Source organism: Mesorhizobium sp. M0615 (assembly GCF_040320805.1).
GTDB lineage: Bacteria > Pseudomonadota > Alphaproteobacteria > Rhizobiales > Rhizobiaceae > Mesorhizobium.
In genome coordinates this window covers 20,561-41,401 of record NZ_JAMYQI010000004.1, presented here as the reverse complement: position 1 = coordinate 41,401, position 20,841 = coordinate 20,561, and the positions used below count along the sequence as shown (strand labels likewise).

20 protein-coding genes and 1 tRNA gene are annotated in these 20,841 nt (G+C 63.2%); 8 read left to right on the top strand and 13 right to left on the bottom strand.

What is annotated here, in order from left to right:
* Positions 1-12: 12 nt before the first annotated feature.
* Together NKI46_RS07560 and thrS are read right to left on the bottom strand one after the other, a co-directional pair.
* Complete coding sequence (locus tag NKI46_RS07560) at positions 13-951, bottom strand: lysophospholipid acyltransferase family protein (RefSeq protein WP_352745587.1); 939 nt, start codon at positions 949-951, stop codon at positions 13-15.
* Positions 952-1,036: 85 nt separating this feature from the next.
* On the bottom strand, positions 1,037-3,010 hold the full coding sequence (gene thrS / locus NKI46_RS07555) for a threonine--tRNA ligase (protein WP_352745584.1): 1,974 nt from the start codon (positions 3,008-3,010) through the stop codon (positions 1,037-1,039).
* Between the two features lie 206 nt (positions 3,011-3,216).
* Between thrS and NKI46_RS07550 the strand changes: the two genes are divergently transcribed.
* Positions 3,217-4,053, top strand: coding sequence for an SAM-dependent methyltransferase (locus NKI46_RS07550; RefSeq protein ID WP_352745582.1), 837 nt, complete (start codon positions 3,217-3,219; stop codon positions 4,051-4,053).
* A gap of 13 nt (positions 4,054-4,066) precedes the next feature.
* Here the strand turns inward: NKI46_RS07550 and blaOXA are convergent, their stop codons facing one another.
* Together blaOXA and yidD are read right to left on the bottom strand one after the other, a co-directional pair.
* Positions 4,067-4,882, bottom strand: a complete 816-nt coding sequence (gene blaOXA / locus NKI46_RS07545; protein ID WP_023667616.1) for a class D beta-lactamase — start codon at positions 4,880-4,882, stop codon at positions 4,067-4,069.
* A gap of 157 nt (positions 4,883-5,039) precedes the next feature.
* Positions 5,040-5,408 carry a membrane protein insertion efficiency factor YidD gene (gene yidD / locus NKI46_RS07540; protein WP_352745579.1) on the bottom strand — a complete coding sequence of 123 codons (369 nt, stop codon included), beginning with the start codon at positions 5,406-5,408 and terminating at the stop codon, positions 5,040-5,042.
* A 371-nt stretch (positions 5,409-5,779) separates the two neighbouring features.
* Between yidD and NKI46_RS07535 the strand changes: the two genes are divergently transcribed.
* Positions 5,780-6,697: a LysR substrate-binding domain-containing protein gene (locus tag NKI46_RS07535; protein ID WP_023667619.1), complete on the top strand. Its 918-nt coding sequence runs from the start codon at positions 5,780-5,782 to the stop codon at positions 6,695-6,697.
* A gap of 27 nt (positions 6,698-6,724) precedes the next feature.
* Here the strand turns inward: NKI46_RS07535 and tolA are convergent, their stop codons facing one another.
* Together tolA and NKI46_RS07525 are read right to left on the bottom strand one after the other, a co-directional pair.
* Positions 6,725-7,117 carry a cell envelope integrity protein TolA gene (tolA, locus tag NKI46_RS07530; RefSeq protein WP_155923149.1) on the bottom strand — a complete coding sequence of 131 codons (393 nt, stop codon included), beginning with the start codon at positions 7,115-7,117 and terminating at the stop codon, positions 6,725-6,727.
* A 40-nt stretch (positions 7,118-7,157) separates the two neighbouring features.
* Positions 7,158-7,604, bottom strand: a complete 447-nt coding sequence (locus NKI46_RS07525) for an iron-sulfur cluster assembly scaffold protein (RefSeq protein WP_023691130.1) — start codon at positions 7,602-7,604, stop codon at positions 7,158-7,160.
* Positions 7,605-7,845: 241 nt separating this feature from the next.
* Here NKI46_RS07525 and folE point away from each other — a divergent pair, with 241 nt between their 5' ends.
* The 3 genes from folE to NKI46_RS07510 all read left to right on the top strand — a co-directional run bounded on the left by folE (position 7,846) and on the right by NKI46_RS07510 (position 10,031).
* On the top strand, positions 7,846-8,481 hold the full coding sequence (gene folE / locus NKI46_RS07520) for a GTP cyclohydrolase I FolE (RefSeq protein WP_023667622.1): 636 nt from the start codon (positions 7,846-7,848) through the stop codon (positions 8,479-8,481).
* 35 nt (positions 8,482-8,516) lie between these two features.
* A complete protein-coding gene (gene hisI / locus NKI46_RS07515; protein WP_023695458.1) occupies positions 8,517-8,975 on the top strand; it encodes a phosphoribosyl-AMP cyclohydrolase in 459 nt (152 codons plus the stop codon).
* Between the two features lie 84 nt (positions 8,976-9,059).
* Positions 9,060-10,031 (top strand): patatin family protein, encoded by a 972-nt coding sequence (locus NKI46_RS07510; RefSeq protein WP_023667624.1) that lies wholly within the window; start codon positions 9,060-9,062, stop codon positions 10,029-10,031.
* 15 nt (positions 10,032-10,046) lie between these two features.
* Here the strand turns inward: NKI46_RS07510 and recJ are convergent, their stop codons facing one another.
* The 4 genes from recJ to NKI46_RS07490 all read right to left on the bottom strand — a co-directional run bounded on the left by recJ (position 10,047) and on the right by NKI46_RS07490 (position 15,162).
* Entirely contained in the window at positions 10,047-11,831 is a 1,785-nt protein-coding gene (gene recJ, locus NKI46_RS07505; protein WP_023695459.1) for a single-stranded-DNA-specific exonuclease RecJ, read from the bottom strand.
* 248 nt (positions 11,832-12,079) lie between these two features.
* Entirely contained in the window at positions 12,080-13,393 is a 1,314-nt protein-coding gene (locus NKI46_RS07500; protein ID WP_023695460.1) for a homoserine dehydrogenase, read from the bottom strand.
* 50 nt (positions 13,394-13,443) lie between these two features.
* Positions 13,444-14,661: an LL-diaminopimelate aminotransferase gene (locus NKI46_RS07495; protein WP_023681615.1), complete on the bottom strand. Its 1,218-nt coding sequence runs from the start codon at positions 14,659-14,661 to the stop codon at positions 13,444-13,446.
* Between the two features lie 90 nt (positions 14,662-14,751).
* A complete protein-coding gene (locus NKI46_RS07490) occupies positions 14,752-15,162 on the bottom strand; it encodes a hypothetical protein (protein WP_023667627.1) in 411 nt (136 codons plus the stop codon).
* A 97-nt stretch (positions 15,163-15,259) separates the two neighbouring features.
* Here NKI46_RS07490 and phaC point away from each other — a divergent pair, with 97 nt between their 5' ends.
* From phaC to NKI46_RS07475, 3 genes are all read left to right on the top strand, one after another.
* A complete protein-coding gene (phaC, locus tag NKI46_RS07485) occupies positions 15,260-17,095 on the top strand; it encodes a class I poly(R)-hydroxyalkanoic acid synthase (protein WP_352745573.1) in 1,836 nt (611 codons plus the stop codon).
* Between the two features lie 360 nt (positions 17,096-17,455).
* Complete coding sequence (locus NKI46_RS07480; RefSeq protein ID WP_245259993.1) at positions 17,456-18,577, top strand: D-Ala-D-Ala carboxypeptidase family metallohydrolase; 1,122 nt, start codon at positions 17,456-17,458, stop codon at positions 18,575-18,577.
* 331 nt (positions 18,578-18,908) lie between these two features.
* Positions 18,909-18,983, top strand: a tRNA-Glu gene (locus NKI46_RS07475).
* 146 nt (positions 18,984-19,129) lie between these two features.
* Here NKI46_RS07475 and NKI46_RS07470 read toward each other — a convergent pair.
* The 3 genes from NKI46_RS07470 to NKI46_RS07460 form a co-directional block, all read right to left on the bottom strand.
* On the bottom strand, positions 19,130-19,798 hold the full coding sequence (locus NKI46_RS07470; protein ID WP_023667651.1) for a DUF2161 domain-containing phosphodiesterase: 669 nt from the start codon (positions 19,796-19,798) through the stop codon (positions 19,130-19,132).
* Positions 19,799-20,056: 258 nt separating this feature from the next.
* Positions 20,057-20,332, bottom strand: coding sequence for a DUF6074 family protein (locus NKI46_RS07465; RefSeq protein WP_023725693.1), 276 nt, complete (start codon positions 20,330-20,332; stop codon positions 20,057-20,059).
* 146 nt (positions 20,333-20,478) lie between these two features.
* The gene (locus NKI46_RS07460) at positions 20,479-20,775 is read right to left on the bottom strand and encodes a DUF982 domain-containing protein (RefSeq protein ID WP_023667653.1); all 297 of its coding nucleotides are present in this window, start codon (positions 20,773-20,775) and stop codon (positions 20,479-20,481) included.
* Between the last annotated feature and the right edge of the window lie 66 nt (positions 20,776-20,841).

Sequence of the window (20,841 nt, the reverse complement as noted above, 5' to 3'; positions counted from 1 at the left end):
TTCAGGGCTACGTCAGGCGGCCTTGCACAGGCGGCGCTGCAGGAAGTGGACCCGGCCGCGCGGCGCGTCGGGCGCTAGGTCGAAGACACCGCGATGAAGACGGTCGAGCAGCGTCTTGCGGTCGCGCAATGGCTCCAACTCATCCCAGCTCAGCACATCGCCGACGCGCACGTCGATCGCCTTGCCGGACAGCCGCGCAAATTCGCGGATGAGCATTGAAAGGCGCAACGTCAGCGACGCCTTGCCGACGAATTTCGCCAGCCTTCCTTCGCGCTCGGCCATGTTCATCGGACCGCTGACCAGATGGAACAGCCGGCCGTTCTGACCTGAAAAATGCATCGGCACCACCGACGCCTTGGCGTCCTGCACGAGGCGCGCCGGAAACATCTTCCACGGCAGGTCGCGCGCCCGGCCAAAGCCTTTCGGCGCGGTGGCGACGCCGCCGGCCGGAAATACGACGATGGTGACGCCCTCTTTCAACAGCCGCACTGCCTCGTGGCGCACCGCCATGTTGTTCTTCACCGCGTCCTTGGTCTCGGAAAAGTCGATCGGCAGCGAGTACGGTTCCATCTCGCGGATCTTCAGCAGATCCTTGTGGATCATGACGCGGAACGGACGCCCGAGCTGCTCGACGAGCGACAGCACGGCAATGCCGTCGCCAATGCCGAACGGGTGGTTGGCGACGATCACCAGCGGCGTGTCGGGCAGCCCCGCCGGCGGCCACTGATCGGTGCTGCGCACCTTGACGTCGATCAGCTGCAGCATGCGGCTGAACACCCGCTCGCCGGTCGGCGCCACCTGGCGGCGCCAGAAATCATAGAGCGCGGCATACCGGTCGCGCCCCGACAGACCTTCAATGGAATGGATGAACCAGCGCGTCAGCGCCGGCTGGCTCGCATTGGCGTAGGAGAGTTCGGGAAACGGTCTTTCCCGTATCTTCAGCTTGAGCATGGGGGCTCGTTACAAGGTTGGCGTGACAGGCATGTGAAAATGGCGGTGGATCGCTCCACCGCCATTTCTCCGAAATATTGATTGCTCAGGCCGCGTTGCGCCTTCGGTCGGGCGAAACAGCCTCGTCGGAAAGCAGCTTCAGCGCGTCGGCCAGCTTGAGCGATTCCTGATCGCGCGAGCCAAGCCGGCGGATGTTGACCGTCTCCTCCTCCGCCTCGCGCTTGCCGCAGACGAGGATCACAGGAACCTTGGCCAGCGAATGCTCACGCACCTTGTAGTTGATCTTCTCGTTGCGCAGATCCGGTTCGGCCAAAAGTCCTGCCGCCTTCAACTGTGCGACAACCTTTCGCGCATAGTCGTCAGCATCCGAGGTGATCGTCGCCACAACCACCTGCAGCGGCGCGAACCACAGCGGGAAATGGCCGGAATAATGCTCGATCAGGATGCCGAGAAAGCGTTCCATCGAACCGCAGATAGCGCGATGCACCATCACCGGCTGCTTCTTTTCCGAATCCGAACCGATGTAGAAGGCGCCAAAGCGTTCCGGCAGATTGAAGTCGACCTGCGTGGTGCCGCACTGCCATTCGCGGCCGATGGCGTCCTTCAGCACATATTCGAATTTCGGCCCGTAGAAAGCGCCCTCGCCCGGATTGATCGAGGTCTTGATGCGGTTTCCCGAGCGCGTCCTGATTGTATCCAGCACGTTGCCCATGATCGCCTCGGCATGATCCCAGGCCTCGTCGGTGCCGACGCGCTTATCCGGCCGCGTCGACAGCTTCACGCTGACATCGTCGAAGCCGAAATCGGCGTAGGTCGACAGGATCAGATCGTTGATGCGCAGGCACTCCGCCGCCAGCTGCTCCTCGGTGCAGAAGATGTGCGCATCGTCCTGCGTGAAGCCGCGCACGCGCATCAGCCCGTGCAAGGCGCCGGACGGTTCGTAACGATGCACATTGCCGAATTCCGCAAGCTTTACGGGCAGATCGCGATAGGATTTCAACCCATGCTTGAATATCTGCACGTGACCCGGACAATTCATCGGCTTCAGCGCGAACACGCGGTCGTCGTCGGTGTCGTCGCCGGCCACCGTCACCTTGAACATGGCATCGCGATACCAGCCCCAGTGGCCCGACGTCTCCCACAGGCTCTTGTCGAGAACCTGCGGTGCGTTGACCTCCTGGTAGCCCTGCTCGTCGAGGCGGCGGCGCATGTAGTTGACCAGATTCTGGAACATCTTCCAGCCCTTGGCGTGCCAGAAGACGACGCCCGGCCCCTCTTCCTGGAAATGGAACAGGTCCATCTCGCGGCCGAGTTTGCGGTGGTCGCGCTTCTCTGCCTCTTCCAGCATCGTCTGGTAGGCATCGAGTTCAGCTTGCTCGGCCCAGGCCGTGCCGTAGATGCGGGTCAGCATGGGGTTGTTCGAATCGCCACGCCAATAGGCGCCGGCCACCTTCATCAGCTTGAAAGCGTTGCCGATCTGCCCGGTGGAGGCCATGTGTGGGCCGCGGCAGAGGTCGAACCAGTCACCCTGGGAATAGATCTTGAGATCCTGGTCTTCGGGAATGGCGTCGATCAGCTCGAGCTTGTAGCGCTCGCCCTTCTCGGCAAAGACCTTTTTCGCCTTGTCGCGCGACCAGACTTCCTTGGTGAACGGCTTGTTACGCGCAATGATCTCGCGCATCTTCTTTTCGATCACCGGGAAATCGTCAGGCGTGAACGGCTCGTTGCGGGCGAAGTCGTAATAGAATCCGTTCTCGATCACCGGCCCGATGGTCACTTGCGTTCCCGGCCACAGTTCCTGCACTGCCTCCGCCAGCACGTGTGCTGCATCATGACGGATGAGCTCCAGCGCGCGCGGATCGGTGCGGGTGATGATCTCGACCTTGCCGGACTTGCCAAGCGGGTCGGAAAGATCGCGAACGGTGCCGTCGATGGCATAGGCGACGGCTTTCTTGGCCAGCGACTTCGAGATCGATTCGGCGAGGCCCGCACCGGTCATCGCCGCGTCATAGTCGCGAACGGAGCCATCGGGAAATGTCAGGGAAACGGAATTCAGCATTTGTATCTCCTATCCAGTCCCGCAAACGAGCGCGGGTGGTCGTGGTGTGAAGCCGGAGGCATCCGGCAGCGGGCGGGTTTTAGAGGCCACGCGGCATCAGGTAAAGAGCCGTCGTTGGCGCAGCTGTCAGGAAATGGCGCGACAGATGTCGCAGGCCAGTCGCACAGGCTTGCGAATTTCCCCGACACGAGGCTGGAATCCCCGGCATGGAAGACGCAAAACCCAGCCGAACCGCCTTGGGCGTCGCGCGCATGCGGGCCCTCCACCAGTTCTCGCAGCAGGCGGCGCTGTTTCGCGACCCATATGCGAGTGCGATACTGGGCGATGCCGCACCGACGGTGCAGGAGCTCGAGCAGGAAGGTGAGCGCAGCCGGCGCATGCGCCTGTTCGTGGCAGCGCGCGCCCGCCTCGCCGAGGACTGGCTGGCTGCGGCGGTGCGCCGGGGCGTCCGGCAAGTGGTGGTGCTCGGCGCCGGCCTCGACACTTTCTCGCTGCGCAATCCGTACCCTGATGTCGCGGTGTTCGAAGTCGATCACCCGGCGACACAGGCCTGGAAACGGAAATGCATCGCCGATGCTGGTCTTGCCGAACCGCGGGCCACCATGTTCGTGCCGGTCAACTTCGAGCGCCAGCGCCCCGCGGATGAACTGGCATCGGCCGGTTTGCGGCAGACCGAGCCCAGTTTCTTCATCTGGCTGGGTGTCGTTCCGTATCTGAGCCAGGACGCAATCTTCAGCACCCTGTCCTGGATTGCCGGCATGCCCGGTTCGGAGGTCGTCTTCGACTACAGCGAGCCGGCCGAGAACCGCGATGCGGCTGGACAGGCTGCCCTCTCTTTCCATGCGGCGCGCGTCGCCGCTGCCGGAGAGCCCTGGATCAGCTTCTTCGTGCCCGCGGCACTGGCGCAATCGCTGCGCGAGCTCGGCTTCGATGAGATCGAAGATCTGGAAAGCAGCGACATCGCCGCCCGCTTCTCCAGGACGCCAAAGGCGGATACAAGGAATTCCGGCGGCCACATCCTTCGTGCCCGCCGGAGCACTTGAAGCTAAAGCAAGTTCACTTCACCAGTTGCGGCAACTCCCTCAGTAACGCCGCGCGTGTCGCCGGGCCTTTCGGCATGTCGATCGGCTTGGTGTCGACGACCAGCCGGGCGAAGACGATCCGGCGGCCGCCCTTTTCGGCCCAGCCGACGAACCAGCCCAGCGCGCGCTTGTCCTTGCTGTTTCCCAGCCTGGTGCTGCCGGTCTTGCCCCGCACCGTCCAGCCGCCGGCCTGGAAAGTCGGCAGGATGGCTCGGGTCATCTCATGCGCCTTGGCAGAAACCGGCATCTTGCCGGCGAGCAGCTGGCGCAGGAAGGCTGTCTGTTCGACCGGCGATATCTCAAGCGAGGAATTTATCCAGGATTGCGTGAGCCCGTTGTCCTTGTCGGCATCGCCCGAGACATCCATGTTGCCGTAGCCGAATTTCGAGACGTAGCCGGCAAAGCTTTTTGCGCCGAGCCGGCGCACGATCTCGCGCGAATACCATACGATCGAGTCGCGCTCCCAGATAGTCGGGTCGACGGCTTTGTGGTCGCGGCTCACGGCCCTGAATTCAGGCTTGTAGTCCCAGGTCGGCGTATGCGCATCGCTCAGGATACCGCTGTCGTAGCCGATCAGCGCCAGCGGCACCTTGAAGGTCGACGCCGGGCTGACGCGTTGGTCGCAGACGCCGCTTTGATAGAGCGTCTCGCCGCTCGCCGCGTCCTGGATAAGCGTGCAGGCGACATCGCCAAGCGGCGCCGATTGCGCCCGCATCGGAAATCCCAGAAACCAGGCCAGCAGGAAGAGGACCGCGGCAATGATGAAGGGATGGGTTTCGATCCGACGCATGTGGGCTCTCCTGGGAATGAACAGGAGGCGCTTAGCGAAGTGTCTTGGCTCGATTTTGACTCAAATGCGCAGTCTTTGTGCAGCGCGTTGTTAACCTTACCGGATTGTAAAGAAATGCCGCGCTGGCGATCTGGATCAGGGACCAGCGCGCCCGCCGTCAGGCCTCGCCGCGCTTCCTGCCGATCTGCCAATAACGCCATGGCATGAACCAGACATAGCGCTGATCGAGTACCTCCGGCACGCGGTCGACGCCGTGCGTTCCGAACGGCCCGCAGCGCAGCACCCGGAACAGCCCCATGAAGCCGCCGGCCCACAGGCCATGGCGGGCGATCGCCTCATGCGCGTATTCGGAACAGGTCGGCAGATGCCGGCAGGAATTGCCGACAAATCCGGACAGCGTCAGTTGATAGAGTCGCACCAGCGACGTGCCGAAAATGCGGCCGGGTGTTTTGTGCCAGGGACCGGGCCAGTTGCGCCCGCGCCGGGTCCGTCCGGCGGCATGCACATGCCGATGCTGGTCGCCCACTGCAGCCTCTTTCCGAACGCGACCCCGAAACCGGCTTCCGGGTCAGCTTGCGTTTCCAAACCGATAGATGTGAGCTTCGGCCGGCAAACGCAATCCTCTTCACTCGCCTCTTTGTCGGCTTCAGGGTCGCGAGCGGCGAAAGGGATGCCGCTCCGCTGGAGCCGCCCAGCGGGTGGCCGGCCTTTGCTCGGTGCGCTGCACATGATGCCGCCTGTCGCCATGCCACTGAAATGTCGCGATCCGCATCACATCGCAAAAGATCTTCAGTAACTGGATCATGGCGCATCTCCTTTGAGGCGGATTAGACGCCCGCTGGCCTTCGCCTTCAAACGAGTATAATTTCCGGTTCGGATAACTTCGGGTTATGCGAAATGAAGCGCGGACGGTTGCCCCTGACGGCGTTGCGAAGTTTCGAGGCAGCCGGCCGGCAATTGAGCTTTAGCCGGGCCGCCGAGGAGCTGTTCGTCTCGCAGGCCGCCATCAGTCGGCAGATCCGCGAACTCGAGCAGTTCCTGCACCAGCCCTTGTTCCACCGTCATCACCGCCGCGTCGAGTTGACCGAGGCCGGCCAGCGCCTGCTCGATCAGCTGGTCAGGAGTTTCGATGACATCGACAGGCTGCTTTCGGACCTGGTGGCTGTTCCGGCGCAGTCGGTGGTCCGCGTCAGTGTCGAGCCGTCGCTGGCCTCGGTATGGCTGTTGCCGCGGCTCAACCGCTTCAGCCAGTTGCGGCCCGATATCGACGTTTCCCTCGAAGTTGACCCAAGGCCGATCGAGTTCCGCAGCGATCAGCCCGAACTCGCCTTGCGCTTCAGCGCGCGCGCCACCTCATGGCCGCGCAGCGAGGCCGAATGGCTAGCCTCGACCGTCGATTCACCGGTCCTGTCGCCGGCCTTGCTGGGATCGGGCCCTGCCCTCGAAAAGCCGCTCGACCTTGCCCGCTACACGCTGTTGCACGAGGAAAATCGTCAGGGCTGGGCGCGCTGGTTCGAAGCGGCTGGCGTCGCCGCCGACGCCATTCCGGCGCGCGGCCCTATGCTGGCGGATGTGTCGCTGTCGAAGCAGGCCGCCCTGCTCGGCCACGGCGTGGCGCTGGGCGACCTCTTGCAGATCGGCGAGGAGATTGCGTCCGGCGCGCTGATCAAGCCGTTCGACATCGACGTCGCATCCGGCGCCTACTGGCTGGTGGCCAGGAGTTTGAAGGACCTGCCGGAGCCGGCTAAGGCCTTTGCCGACTGGGTGAGAAGCGAATTTGCCGAAAGCAGACGGGCGCAGGAACAGCAGACCTAAGCCGTCGTGCTTCTTAAGCCCTCGGTTCTATTTCTGCTGCGCGCCGGATGACATCACTCGGCCGTCGAAATTGACCGTCGTCTCGCGCCAAGCCTGGTAGCTATCGGCATAAATCGCAAGGCCAATGAAGGGCGCACAACGGGTAATCGCCCGAACTGCGCTGTCATCGAACTTCTTGCCCTGTGGTTCTGTTGCAAGATTGAGTACCTTCGGCGGCGCCGCCAGCGAACCATCCCGGTTAAAGCTGATTTTGACGCGTGTGGCCACAAGTTCGTCGCCGACGGGGATAATCCAGCAGCCAGCCAGCTTGTCAGCGAGGTAGGCGGCAGCCTTCTGCTGCGAGGCGTTTTCTGCGCCGGCAGCATAGCCACTCGTGACCAGCGAAACCACAAGGCCCGAAGCCACCATCAACCAATGCAAACACTTCCTCCGTCATGTCCTGCGCGAAGCCCGCGCTATGTCACGCTGCTTCTTCTGCGCGTTTCTTCTCGATTTGACCGATGGCATCGACGACCGCATCGAAGGTCAGCATGGTCGAGGCATGGCGCGCCTTGTAGTCGCGCACCGGCTCCAGATATCTCAGATCGGCAAAGCGGCCTTGCGGCGGCGCGCCGTTTTCCTTGAGCATCTTCAGCATGGTGTCGCGCACCGCCCGCAATTCGTCGGCGCTGGCGCCGATGACATGTTGAGCCATGATCGAGGACGAGGCCTGGCCGAGCGCGCAGGCCTTCACGTCATGCGCGAAATCGGTGACGACGCCATTGTCCATCTTGAGGTCGATGGTCACCGTCGAGCCGCACAATTTGGAATGGGCCTTGGCCGTCGCATCCGGATGATCGAGCCGGCCGACGCGGGCGATGTTTCCGGCAAATCCCAGAATTTTCGCATTGTAGACGTCGTCAATCATATTTTTCCAATCCGTCGCCGCCAAGCGAACAGCGAATGCCGTTGTACCGTCTTTCATTCGCTGCGTACGACCATATATAATGGTGGCAGTCGGGTATCGACAAGGCAACGCAAAGCCATCGTCCTTGCCCATTTCGTTCACGCCGCTTGCGGGCTGGAAACCGGGCGAGTTTTCAGCACCCGAAAGGTCGTGGTCCGTTCAACTCGTTCCTCCTGAGAGAGGAACTACGGGAGACGCCTTTATGGATGCCGTCATCAAGAAAATAATGCCCCCTTCCGACTATCTGGACAAGCCGGTCACCGACAGGCCGAGCGAAGCCGAGGTCGAGGCCGCCGTGCGCACGCTGTTGCGCTGGACCGGCGACAATCCGGACCGCGAGGGCCTGATCGACACGCCCAAGCGCGTCACCAAGGCCTTTCTCGAAATGTTCAACGGCTATGACATGTGCCCGGCCGAAGAGCTCGGCCGCACTTTCGAGGAAGTCGCCGGCTATGACGATCTCGTCATCGTCAGGGACATCCAGTTCCACTCGCATTGCGAGCACCACATGGTGCCGATCATCGGCAAGGCGCATGTCGGCTACCTCCCGGATGGCAAGGTCGTCGGCCTGTCCAAGATCGCCCGTGTGGTCGATATCTTCGCCCATCGCCTGCAGACTCAGGAGGCCATGACCGCACAGATCGCCGGCGTCATCCAGGACGTGCTCAATCCGCGCGGTGTCGCCGTCATGATCGAGGCCGAGCATATGTGCATGGCCATGCGCGGCATCCGCAAGCAGGGCTCCACCACGCTGACCTCGACCTTCACCGGCGTGTTCAAGGACACGCCCGAGGAACAGGTCCGTTTCGTCACCATGGTGCGCGGCCTCGGGGCGTAAGCCTCTCGCCGGCATCGCTAGATCAAGGACCGGCGATGTCGGCACTAACATTTCCCAAGGCTCCATCAGACAAGAAGGCTCTCGAAGAAGGCGCGGTGTTTTCCCCGCGCTTCGATGCTGCCGGGCTGGTCACCGTCGTCGTCACCGACGCCGCTGACGGTATGCTGCTGATGGTCGCGCATATGAATGCCGAGGCGCTGGCGCTGACGCTCGAAACCGGCATCGCGCACTACTGGTCGCGCTCGCGCAGCACGCTGTGGAAGAAGGGCGAAACATCAGGCAATTTTCAGACCGTCGTCGAGATGCTCACGGATTGTGACCAGGACGCCATATGGTTGCGCGTCAAAGTGTTGGGCCACGACGCAACTTGTCACACCGGCCGGCGTTCATGTTTTTATCGGACGGTGGGGCTAATCGGCGGCAAGGCAACGCTTGCCGACGATGGCAGCACGCCGCTGTTCGATGCGGAAAAAACCTATCGGAAGCCCGCGTGAACCATTCAACAGTCGCAAACCACTCATATTCACTATTCTCAAACGTCCTTCCTGTAGAACGGACGCGGGACAAGGGAGATCATGATGCTCGAGTGGGCGTCATTGCGTAGCAGACCGGACGTGCGGGAGGCCAATGGCCCCTCATCGTCCGGCGGGGTGCCTGACCCGCAACCCGCGGGCAAGACAGGCATTTCGCTCGCGCTGGGCGGCGGCTGCGCACGCGGCTGGGCGCACATTGGCGTGCTGCGCGCGCTCGACGAAGCCGGCATCGAAGTCTCGATGATCGCCGGCACCTCGATCGGCGCGCTGGTTGGCGGCTGCTATCTCGCCGGCAAGCTGGACGAACTCGAGGAGTTCGCCCGCAGCCTGACCAAGCGGCGCATCTTCGGCCTGCTCGATCTCAATCTGCGCGGCAGCGGCCTGTTCGGCGGCATGAAACTGGACGTCAGGCTGCGCGAGCACATGGCAGGCATCCGCTTCGAGGATCTCACGAAACCCTTCGTCGCCGTTGGCGCCGAAATTCGCACCGGCCATGAGATCTGGCTGTCCAGCGGTTCGCTGATCACCGCGATGCGGGCTTCCTATGCGCTGCCCGGCGTGTTCGAACCGGTGAATTGCAACGGCCGCATTCTGGTCGACGGCGCGCTGGTCAACCCGGTTCCGGTTTCGGTCTGCCGCGCCTACGAGCAGCCGCTGGTCGTCGCGGTCAACCTTCACTACGATCTGTTCGGCCGCGCCGCCGTCATCAAGCACAGCGCCGGCGAACTGCTCATCGAGAAGGACGCGCCCCGGCCAGGCCAGGCCAGCCCCGACCACCAGCCGCACCAGAGCCGTCTCGGCATCACCGGCGTCATGGTCGAAGCCTTTAACATCATCCAGGACCGGATTTCACGCGCAAGGCTGGCGGGCGATCCGCCCGACATGTCGCTGCAACCGAAACTCAGCCATATCGGCTTGACCGAATTCCACCGCGCGGATGAGGCGATCAGCGTCGGTTACCAGGCGACGATGGCGCAGATCAGCGAGTTGAAGCGGCTGCAGACGGTTCTCGCTTAAACCAGTTCGGCAATGTCAGGCTTTGGCCGCATCGGTGATGCGGAACTGCACCGTGCGGTTGCCGTTCCAATAATTCCCCGACAGCGAGCCGGCTACATGGATCGTGTTGCCCCTGTTCTTGAACAGGAATTCGCCCAGCGCGGTATCGACGGATCGAAAGGCGATGCCCTGGATGCGGCCGCCGCTTTCCGACTGCAGATCAGCCCGGATGTGGTTGGTGCCGACAGCCCGCGCGTCGGCCAGCCGATGGCGCGGCAGCGCGAACACCGGCGCGACATGGCCGGCGCCGAAAGGCCCGGCCTTTTCCAATGCATCGAGCAAAGCAATCGTCGCGCCCTCGGCGGCGAGCGCGCCGTCGACGGCCAGACTTTCTTCGTCCTGCAGCCGGAACACTTCGGCCGCCGCGCGCTCCTCGAAGAAAGCACGGAGTTCGCCGAGCTTGGCGCGTTCCACCGTGATGCCGGCGGCCATGCCGTGGCCGCCGCCCTTGACGATCAGCCCGGCATCGGCGGCTGCGCGCACCAGCCGTCCGAGATCGAAGCCCGACACCGAACGGCCAGAGCCGGTGCCGATGCCATTGGCGTTGAAGGCGATGGCGAAGGCCGGCCGCCGCGCATGGTCCTTCAGCCGCGAGGCGATCAAGCCGACAATGCCGGGATGCCAATTGGTGCTGGCGGTGACGATGATGGCCGGCCCGTTGCCGCCGGCAAGTTCGGCGTCAGCCTCGGCGCGCGCCGCTGCCAGCATCTCCAGCTCCATCTGCTGGCGTTCCTGGTTGAGCCGGTCGAGTGTCTCGGCAATGGTCCCGGCCTCAACCGGATCGTCGGTGGCGAGCAGCCGGCTGCCAAGTGCTGCATCGCCGATGCGGCCGCCGGCATTGATGCGCGGCCCAATCAGATAGGCGAGATGAAAGGTGCTTATCGGCTCACCGATGCGGGACACCCGCGCCAGTGCGGCGAGCCCCTCATTCTTCTGCTGCCGCGCCATCTGCAGTCCCTTGACGACGAAAGCGCGGTTCACGCCGATGAGCGGCACCACATCGCAAACCGTGGCCAGCGCCGCCAAGTCGAGCAACGACAACAGGTCCGGTGGCGCTGCGTCGGGCAATCGGCTGCGCAGGACCCTCGCCGTCTGCACCAGAGTGAGGAAGACGACACCGGCGGCGCACAGATGGCCTTGCCCGGAAAGGTCGTCCTCGCGATTGGGATTGACGACCGCGGTCGCCTCCGGCAGCGGGCCGCCGACCTGATGGTGGTCGAGCACCACCACATCGGCGCCTGCGGCCTTGACGGCATCGATGGAGACAGCGCTGTTGGTGCCGCAATCGACGGTGACGATCAGCGTCGCGCCGCGCGAGACCAGTTCGCGCATAGCCTCCGGATTGGGGCCGTAGCCCTCGAAGATGCGGTCGGGAATGTAGATCTCCGAAGGCACCGAGAAATGCGTCAGGAAGCGCTTGAGCAACGCCGAAGAGGCGGCGCCGTCGACATCGTAGTCGCCGAAGATTGCCACCTTCTCCTTGGCCATGACCGCTTCGGCGATGCGGGTCGCAGCCTTGCCCATGTCGGTCAGCGAAGCCGGATCCGGCAACAGATTGCGGATCGTCGGATCGAGGAAGCGCTCGGCCTGGTCCGCGGTGACGCCGCGCCCGGCGAGCACGCGAGCCACAATGTCGGGCACGCCGTGGCCCTGCGCTATGGCCAGCGCAGTCATGTCCTGCCGCTCGCTCAACCGGTGTTCCCAGGAAACACCGGTCGCCGACTGCCTGACGTCGAGGAAGAAGCGTTTGTCGCCCGTCATAGGAGGCGTAGTCTACAGATTGTCATTTCCGGCAATATGCGACGGCTAAACAGGAAAGTCTCAACTTTTCCACCTCCTGGTGACGCGCCTTGATCTCGCGGCTCACGCCTCCGCCAGAACCCGATGATGACTGGTGGGTTCGACCTGAAATCTCAATCCGGCTCCAAATCAAAGAGAGAGAGCATTATGGCGTCCGAAACCATTTTCAGCAGCAGCATCAATCGGTTAAAGGAGAAAAATGACTTGGCCTAGCCCGCACGCTCGATGCGGATAACCTGCGGCTTGTCTGTGAGGTGGCCGTCCTTGGTGATGCCGTCGACAGCCTTGCGCACCGCTGCTTCCGTCGTCTCGTGGGTGACCAGGATCACCGTCTTTTGCGCGTCCGTCTCGCCGCTGACGGCATGCTGGACGATCGATTCCAGCGAAATGTCGTTGTCCGCCATGCGCTTGGCGATCGCGGCGAAGACGCCGATGCGGTCGTGCACGGTCAGCCGGATGAAATAGCCGCCGGCATGGCTGCGCATCTGCGCCTTCTTGTAGGGGCGCAGTTCCTTGGCCGGCAGGCCGAACACCGGACCGTGCTGGAAGCCCGGCCGGCTCTTTGCGATGTCGGCGATATCGCCGACCACGGCGGACGCGGTGGCGTTGCCGCCGGCGCCCGGGCCGGAGAGCAGCAGTTCGCCCAGAATGTCGGTTTCGATGGCCACCGCATTGGTAACGCCATGCACCTGTGCGATCACCGACGCGGTCGGCACCATGGTCGGGTGCACACGCTGCTCGATGCCGCTGTCGGTGCGCTGCGCGACGCCGAGCAGTTTTATCCGGTAGCCAAGGTCGCCCGCGGCGCGGATATCGGCCTGGCTGATATTGGAAATGCCTTCCATGTAGATGTCGTTGGCGGCGATCCTGGTGCCGAAGGCCAGGCTGGTCAGGATCGACAATTTATGCGCCGTGTCATGGCCCTCGATATCGAAAGTCGGATCGGCTTCGGCGTAGCCCAGCCGTTGCGCGTCCTTCAGGCACTCGTCGAAGGAGATGCCCTCGGCCTCCATGCGGGTCAGGATGTAGTTGCAGGTGCCGTTGAGGATGCCGAAAACGCGGGTGACCGAATTGCCGGCCATCGCCTCGCGCATCGTCTTGATGACCGGGATGCCGCCGGCAACTGCCGCCTCGTAGTTGAGCAGCACGCCCCTCTTCTCGGCGATTTCGGCAAGCGCCACGCCGTGCTTGGCCAACAGCGCCTTGTTGGCGGTGACGACATGACGTCCGGCTTCAAGTGCTGCCTTGACCGACGCGCGCGCTGCCCCTTCGTCGCCGCCGATCAGTTCGACGAAGACGTCGATATCGGCGGCCTGCGCCATCTTGATCGGATCGTCGAACCATTTGGCGGCGCTGAGGTCGACGCCACGGTCGCGCTTGGGATCGCGCGCGGAAACGGTCGTGACGATGACATCGCGTCCGCACTGGCGCGTCAGCTCCGCTGCCTTGTCGCGCAGCACGCGCGCCACCGAGGCGCCGACCGTACCCAGACCCGCAATTCCAACACGCAACGCTTCAGCCATGCCCGGCGACGCCCCTCAAAAAATCTGCTCGAATAAGATGTGCGGCGACTTTAGCGATGCGCGGCGAGCGGCACCACATTGTTCGGCTGCTTGGCGCTGGACGCCAGGAAGCGCTTGATGTTGCGCGCCGCCTGCCGGATCCGGTGCTCGTTCTCGACCAGCGCGATGCGGACGTGATCGTCGCCATGCTCGCCAAAGCCGATGCCCGGCGCCACCGCCACGTCGGCGTGCTCGATCAGGAGCTTGGAAAACTCAAGCGAGCCGAGATGCTTGAACGGCTCCGGGATCGGCGCCCAGGCGAACATCGAGGCAGCCGGTGCCGGAATGGTCCAGCCGGCGCGGCTGAAGGCATCGACCATGACGTCGCGGCGCTTCAAATAGACCTCGCGCACTTCGGCGATGTCGGCGCCGTCGCCATTCAGCGCATGCGCCGCCGCCACCTGGATCGGCGTGAAGGCGCCGTAATCGAGATAGGACTTCACCCGCGTCAACGCCGAGATCAGCCGCTCGTTGCCGACGGCAAAGCCCATGCGCCAGCCGGGCATGGAGAAGGTCTTCGACATCGAGGTGAACTCGACGCAGACATCGATGGCGCCCGGCACTTGCAGCACCGAAGGCGGCGGATTGCCGTCGAAATAGATCTCCGAATAGGCAAGGTCCGACAGGATGATGATGTCGTTCTTCTTGGCGAAGGCGACCACGTCCTTGTAGAAATCGAGCGAGGCGACCAGCGCCGTCGGGTTAGACGGATAGTTGAGGATCAATGCCAGTGGCTTCGGGATCGAATGACGGACACCGCGCTCGAGCGCCGGGATGAAGCCGTCATCCGGCTCGACCTGCAGCGAACGGATGACGCCGCCCGACATGATGAAGCCGAAAGCATGGATCGGATAGGTCGGGTTGGGGCACAGGATCACGTCGCCCGGCGCGGTGATCGCCTGCGCCATATTGGCGAAGCCTTCCTTCGAACCGAGCGTCGCCACCACCTGCGTGTCGGGATTGAGCTTCACGCCGAAACGGCGCTGATAATAGGCGGCCTGGGCGCGGCGCAGACCTGGGATGCCGCGCGAGGAGGAATAGCGATGCGTGCGCGGATCGCGCACCACTTCGCACAATTTGTCGACGATCGCCTTCGGAGTCGGCAGGTCGGGATTGCCCATGCCAAGGTCGATAATGTCGGCGCCGCGCGAACGGGCGCTGGCCTTCAGCCGGTTGACCTGCTCGAACACGTAGGGCGGAAGCCGGCGGACCTTGTGAAATTCTTCCATGTCAGTTCCAGACGATTTAAGATTGGCTTCAGCACAGTTGGCTTGGCTAGGCGCCCTTGGCAAAGACCGCTTTCGGCGCGCGATATAGCCTTATTTGCAGGTAGGGTCGAGGGCGGGATCGCATTTGGCTTCGATCTGCTTCAGCGTGTCCTTGCCATGGTTCTTCGCCAGCGAATTCAGCGCCGCCGGGCTGGTGGACGGGGCACCGCCGCCGCCCTTGGCCACTTGCCCCTGCTGTTCGCCCTTCAACTGGGCAAGCTTGGCCTGCGTCTCCTCAGGGGTGAGTTGCTTTGCCGCCACCTGCGGTGGGATGTTGAGATTGGGATAAGAGCCGGTGTCCTGCGCGCCCTGGGTCAGGCCGACATTCATCCCGTTGCCGGTGTTGGCGCTCGTGCAGCCACTTGCCGCCAGCAGCCCTGGCGCCAGACAGGCGATTGCAACCGCGATGCGGCAAAAGCGGCCTGCCCCCGAAAAAATGGTCTCGCCGGTGTTAATCGTCATATTGTTTTCCTGGCAGCCGGGGTACAGCGCATTGGACCCGGTCAGATGTCCCATGATAATATGTCAAGAAAACGCCTCGGGAGGAACCCCGCGAGCCATGTCCAAAACACCTGATTCGAGCAAAGCGGAAGATGATCAATCTTCGACCGTCGAGCAATATCTGGTGAAAGACCCGGAACGCTTCGCGTTGAACATGGCGCGCATGGTCGAGCAGGCCGGCAAAGCCGCCTCCGCCTGGGCCGAGCCGCGCGAAAAGGGCGAGGTGCGCGATCATGTCGCCGAACCCGTGGTCGACATGGTAAAAACCTTTTCCAAGCTCAGCGAATATTGGCTGGCCGACCCGCAACGCGCGCTGGAAGCGCAGACGCGACTGTTCGCCGGCTACATGACGGTCTGGGGCAACACCATCCAGAAGGTTAGCCCGAATGCCGAGGCGCCCGAAGATGCGGTCAAGCCCGAGCGCGGCGACAAGCGTTTTCAAGACCCCGAATGGGGTCGCAACGCTTTCTTCGATTTCCTCAAACAGGCCTATCTCGTCACCTCGCGCTGGGCGGCCGACCTGGTCGAGCACGCCGAAGGCCTCGACGATCACACCCGCCATAAGGCCAGCTTCTACGTCAAGCAGGTGTCCAATGCCATCTCGCCGTCGAACTTCATCCTGACCAATCCGGAGCTGTTTCGAGAAACCGTTGCCTCGAATGGCGAAAACCTGGTGCGCGGCATGAAGATGCTGGCCGAAGACATCGCCGCCGGCAAGGGCGACCTGAAGCTGAGACAAGCTGACTATTCGCCCTTCGAGATCGGCAAGAACGTCGCGACATCTCCCGGCAAGGTGGTCGGGCGCAGCGATGTCGCCGAAATCATCCAGTACGATCCGACGACGGAGACGGTGCTCAAGCGCCCGCTGCTGATCTGCCCGCCCTGGATCAACAAGTTCTACATCCTCGATCTCAACCCGCAAAAGTCCTTCATCCGCTGGGCGATCGAGCAAGGCCATACCGTGTTCGTCATCTCCTGGATCAATCCCGACGAGCGGCACGGCGCCAAGGGCTGGGAAGCTTACATACGGGAAGGCCTGCAATACGGCCTCGACACGATCGAGAAGGCGACCGGCGAGAAAGAGGTCAACGCCATCGGCTATTGCGTCGGCGGCACGCTGCTGGCGGCCGCACTCGCACTGCTGGCACAGGAAGGCGACAACCGCATCAAATCGGCGACCTTCTTCACCACGCAGGTCGACTTCACCCATGCCGGCGACCTGAAAGTCTTCGTCGACGAGGACCAGGTGGCAGCGGTCGAGAAATCGATGAACGAAAAGGGCTACCTCGACGGCACCAAGATGGCGACCGCCTTCAACATGCTGCGCTCGGGCGACCTGATCTGGCCTTATGTCATCAACAATTACATGCGCGGCAAGGATCCCCTTCCCTTCGACCTGCTCTACTGGAACGCCGATTCCACCCGCATGGCGGCCGCCAACCACTCCTTCTACCTGCGCAACTGTTATCTCGAGAACAATCTGACTCGTGGCGTGATGGAACTCGCCGGCCGCACTGTGTCGCTGGCCGACGTCACCATCCCGGTTTACAACCTGGCGTCGAAGGAAGATCACATCGCGCCGGCCCTTTCGGTGTTTCTCGGCTCGCAATATTTCGGCGGCGACGTCGAGTTTGTGATGGCTGGTTCCGGCCACATTGCCGGTGTGGTCAACCCGCCGGCAGCCAAGAAATACCAGTACTGGACCGGCGGCAAACCGACAGGCGATTTTGGCCAGTGGCTCGCCTCCGCGGTGGAGCATCCCGGCTCCTGGTGGACGCACTGGCAGCACTGGATCGAAACCCAGGACGACACCCTCGTTCCGGCCCGCAAACCGGGCAAGCATATGAAAACCCTGGGTGATGCCCCCGGCACCTATGTGAAGGTGCGCGTGTAACGGCCGGCACCTTTTGCAGGTGCCTGTGTGTAACGGAATGTAATGTCTGGTGAGTTGACGAGCCGGCAAAACGGGGCGAAATGGTGTCGTCAACCTTCAAGAAGCCTCAATTGGCCTCCAACGAGCAAATAATTCAGAGGCTTGCAGAATTGACACAAGTCTCGTTTCCGGTTTGGGAACACAAGGTTATTGGATGTGAACGTTTCGACGCCGCACCAATAGCAGGCCGACCGGACACCGAGGGGGAATTTAGTTTTGAAATCAGCAGGATCGCGTCTCGCGGGGAGAGAAGGTCGCACTATAGCGGCAGCGCTTTTCTCCGTGCTTCTGGCGTCCTGCACCTCCGCCGGCGACCCCACAATGTCCGTCGGCATGCCTGGCTACAACGCGACCGCTTCTGACATCGCCGCGGCTTCCGGCGCCAGCCCTGCGGCGCCGGGCGATTCGACCGTGCAGGTCACATCCACCGGGCCGCAGATGATGATGACGGCAGCGGGCGATGCGACACTGCCCGAGCAGGTCGCCTATGTGCCGGTGGCCAAGCCCGGCACCGGCTTCCCGGTCAATGTTCCCGCCGGCTCCGAAACCATTGTCGGCCAGACGCCGCAGTCGCTGCAGCAGTCAGCACAGACCGCGGCCGCAACGGACGCCGTGGCGCAGAAGATCGCCGCCGCCGATGCCGGCGTGACCGCACCGAAAGCGACGGCAGCGGCACCCGCGACCAACGAGGTCTACGTGACCGCCGCGCCCCAGCAGATCGACACGCCGAAGAAGGGCTTCCTGGCCTCACTGTTCAGCACCACGCCAACCTCGGCGGCACCTGCTCCGCTGGTCAACTCGCGCTCGGGCGAACAGCCTGCGGTTGCTTCCCAGAAGGCCGTCCCGGCAAAGCCGATCATCACGCTAGCGTCAGCCAATTCCGCCGACAAGCCCTTGCAGCTTGCCTCGCTTGGCAACGAGAGCAACCACATCACCGGCAGCGATGCCTTGCCCGGGGTGCGCCAGACGGCGCTGTTCGAGATCAAGCGCAAATCCGGCCTCGACGACGAAAGCGACGTCGACCTGAACGAGGACGAGGGTTCGGGCGGCGCCTATCAGGTGGCCTCCGCCGCCGGCCTCGCCCGGCTGGCGCCCAATGGCCTGTTGAAGCAAAACGAGAGCGTCGACGTCGCCTGCCTGAAGCCGTCGCTGGTGCGTGTGCTGAAGACCATCGAAGGCCATTACGGCCGCAAGATGATGGTCACATCAGGCTACCGCGACCCGGCCCGCAACCGGCGCGCCAACGGCGCCAAGAATTCGCTGCACATGTATTGCGCCGCCGCCGACATCCAGGTTCCCGGCGTCTCCAAATGGGAACTGGCAAGCTACATCCGAACCATGCCCGGCCGCGGCGGCGTCGGCACCTACTGCCATACCGAATCCGTTCACGTCGACGTCGGCCCCGAGCGCGACTGGAATTGGCGCTGCCGCCGGCGGGGTTAGCATCCCCATTCGGCAAACGGGCCGAGGGGCCGTTAGCAGCCTGCCGTTTTTCCCGATTAGCTATCAGCGACGTTCGAGATTAGCCGAGGCACCCGCGACTTCGTCATCCTATGGCGAAGCAAGGCGCGCAGCGACGCAGCGCAGACCATAGGATGACGACTGCGCGGGGCGTTCAGGCTAATCTCCAAAGATGTGCAATGACGCGAGGGCAGAAAACCTGGGCTGGCTCACAAACTGGCCCTTTTCGCCCCTCTTGAAAAAAGTTTCCGCATCTGGCGGCTGATGGGTTGCCGGTTGGCAACAACGCAATTATAAGCCGCTTCGTCTGAGCGCGCCCATCGTCTAGCGGTTAGGACACCGCCCTTTCACGGCGGTAACAGGGGTTCGATTCCCCTTGGGCGTACCAGATCTTTCAGGAAAACAGGAAGCCTCGCGGCCGCCGCCGTACTAGCAGCGGCTGGAACGGTGGCGCGGCGAATCGGTTGAGACGGCGAACAGCGGCTGCCGTGCCGAGGTTTCCCTCGGCGCCTGCTCGCGGCAATCTCCGGCCACTCACCCTTGGTCGTGGGCTACCTGCGGCCAGCGCTGCAACGCCGCATGGCCGCCTTCGGTCAGCGCGTAGACGCCGCGCTCGGCCCTCGCGAACCAGCCATAGACATTGTCCAAGAGGATGCTGGGCGCGCGTGGCGAAATCGCTTTCAGATCGCGCGGGCGTTTCGGCCCGTCGGTCATGGCTGCGGCGCAGGCCAGCGCATCCTGCCGGTAGGCGGTCATGATCGGGGCGCGCGAGCCACCGCCGACCACCGGATCGCCGCGCCGGCGACGGTGTTCCTCCATCAGTCGGGAGCGGCGCTTCGGATCGCGACGCGGCGGCAGAGCCGCCGGGCTGAGCAGCACTTCGACCTCCCCCTTGCCGCTGACAGCCAGAAGCCCGAAGCCGAGCCGCCGGCACAGCGCGCGAAAACGGCGGTCGTGCTCGCGGCCCTTGCCACGCGCCGACATGCGCGCCGCCAGCCACACTTCGTCGCATGCCGCGGCGCGATCGACACCTTGCAGCACCAGTTCGAGGTTGAACTGCAATTTCAGTTCGCAGATGACCAGCACAGGCGGCTCGCCGTCGCGCACCGCCACGATATCGCAGTGGCCGACTTCGCCCTTGACCGTGAATTCCAGGCTCTCGAGAAACCGCTTCACCGGGATATAGAGAGACGTTTCCTGCATCGCGCAGGCATAGCCGATTCGGACCGGACCGGCACAGGGATCGCCGAGAGGCCGACGCCTGCGCTAAACCGCCTCGATCCCACCATCTGCAAAAGCCATCCGTCAGGCAGGTTCTCCGGCGTGACGGTCCGCGTTCAACAAGGCGCTCGCCGTGGCTGGGACGGCACGATCGACAGCGCAAGGCCCGAGATTCGTCGACGCCAAGACCGGTCCACGGTTGGCCACACAATGATGAGCGCGTGTGTGCTCTGTTTGAGGCTAGGGGCGGGTGCGCGTCCGGCGCTGCCCCGGTGCGGCATCGTCCGCCTTGAAATGCATCTCGTCCTGGACCGCGGCAAAAAACCGGCGGACATCGTTGGCCGCCGAAGCTGCATCGCTGCCGGCTGCGACCGCCTTGTCGAGGAGTTCGCGCGCCGTGGCCTTCCAGAACGACGTGGCCGTGTCGCCGTGCAGTCTGCCCAGCCTTGCGGCGACCTCGCGCACCAGCACGGTCTGCCGATCTAGCGGGAAGGTACGCACATTGGCTGAAGACATGTTCTGCACCATGAAACCGACGCAACGAATCAGACGCTGCTCTATGGCTCATGCCTAGCTGTGAAGTCGGAAACGGAACCTTAACGCCGCGGAGTCCGCGCCGATTGGAACGAGTCGGTTGGCCGGCCTCCAGGCCAAGCAGAACTCTAGACCCTCAGGCCCCTCGCCTCGCCGGCGCGCTTGGCCGTAACCATCATATCCCTGGCCAGCAGCCCACTGACCCGGCAAAACGCCATGAAGGCGCGCCAGGCGTCCTCAGTCTTGACCACATCCACCGTGGCCCCGAAGCAGGCATTGAACGCCGCTTCATAGACCTTGCCCTGTCGCTTCTTTGGCCAGTCATGCAGGATATCCAGCGCCTGTTCGACGCTGTATATTTCCTCTACCGGCAGCCCGGGCGCGGGCGCGATGCGCACCGGCACCTCGAATTGCAATCTGTCCATTCTATATCTCCCGAACTGGCGTCGACCACAGCAACGCCGTTCGTGGTCAAAAGTTGCTTTGGCTGC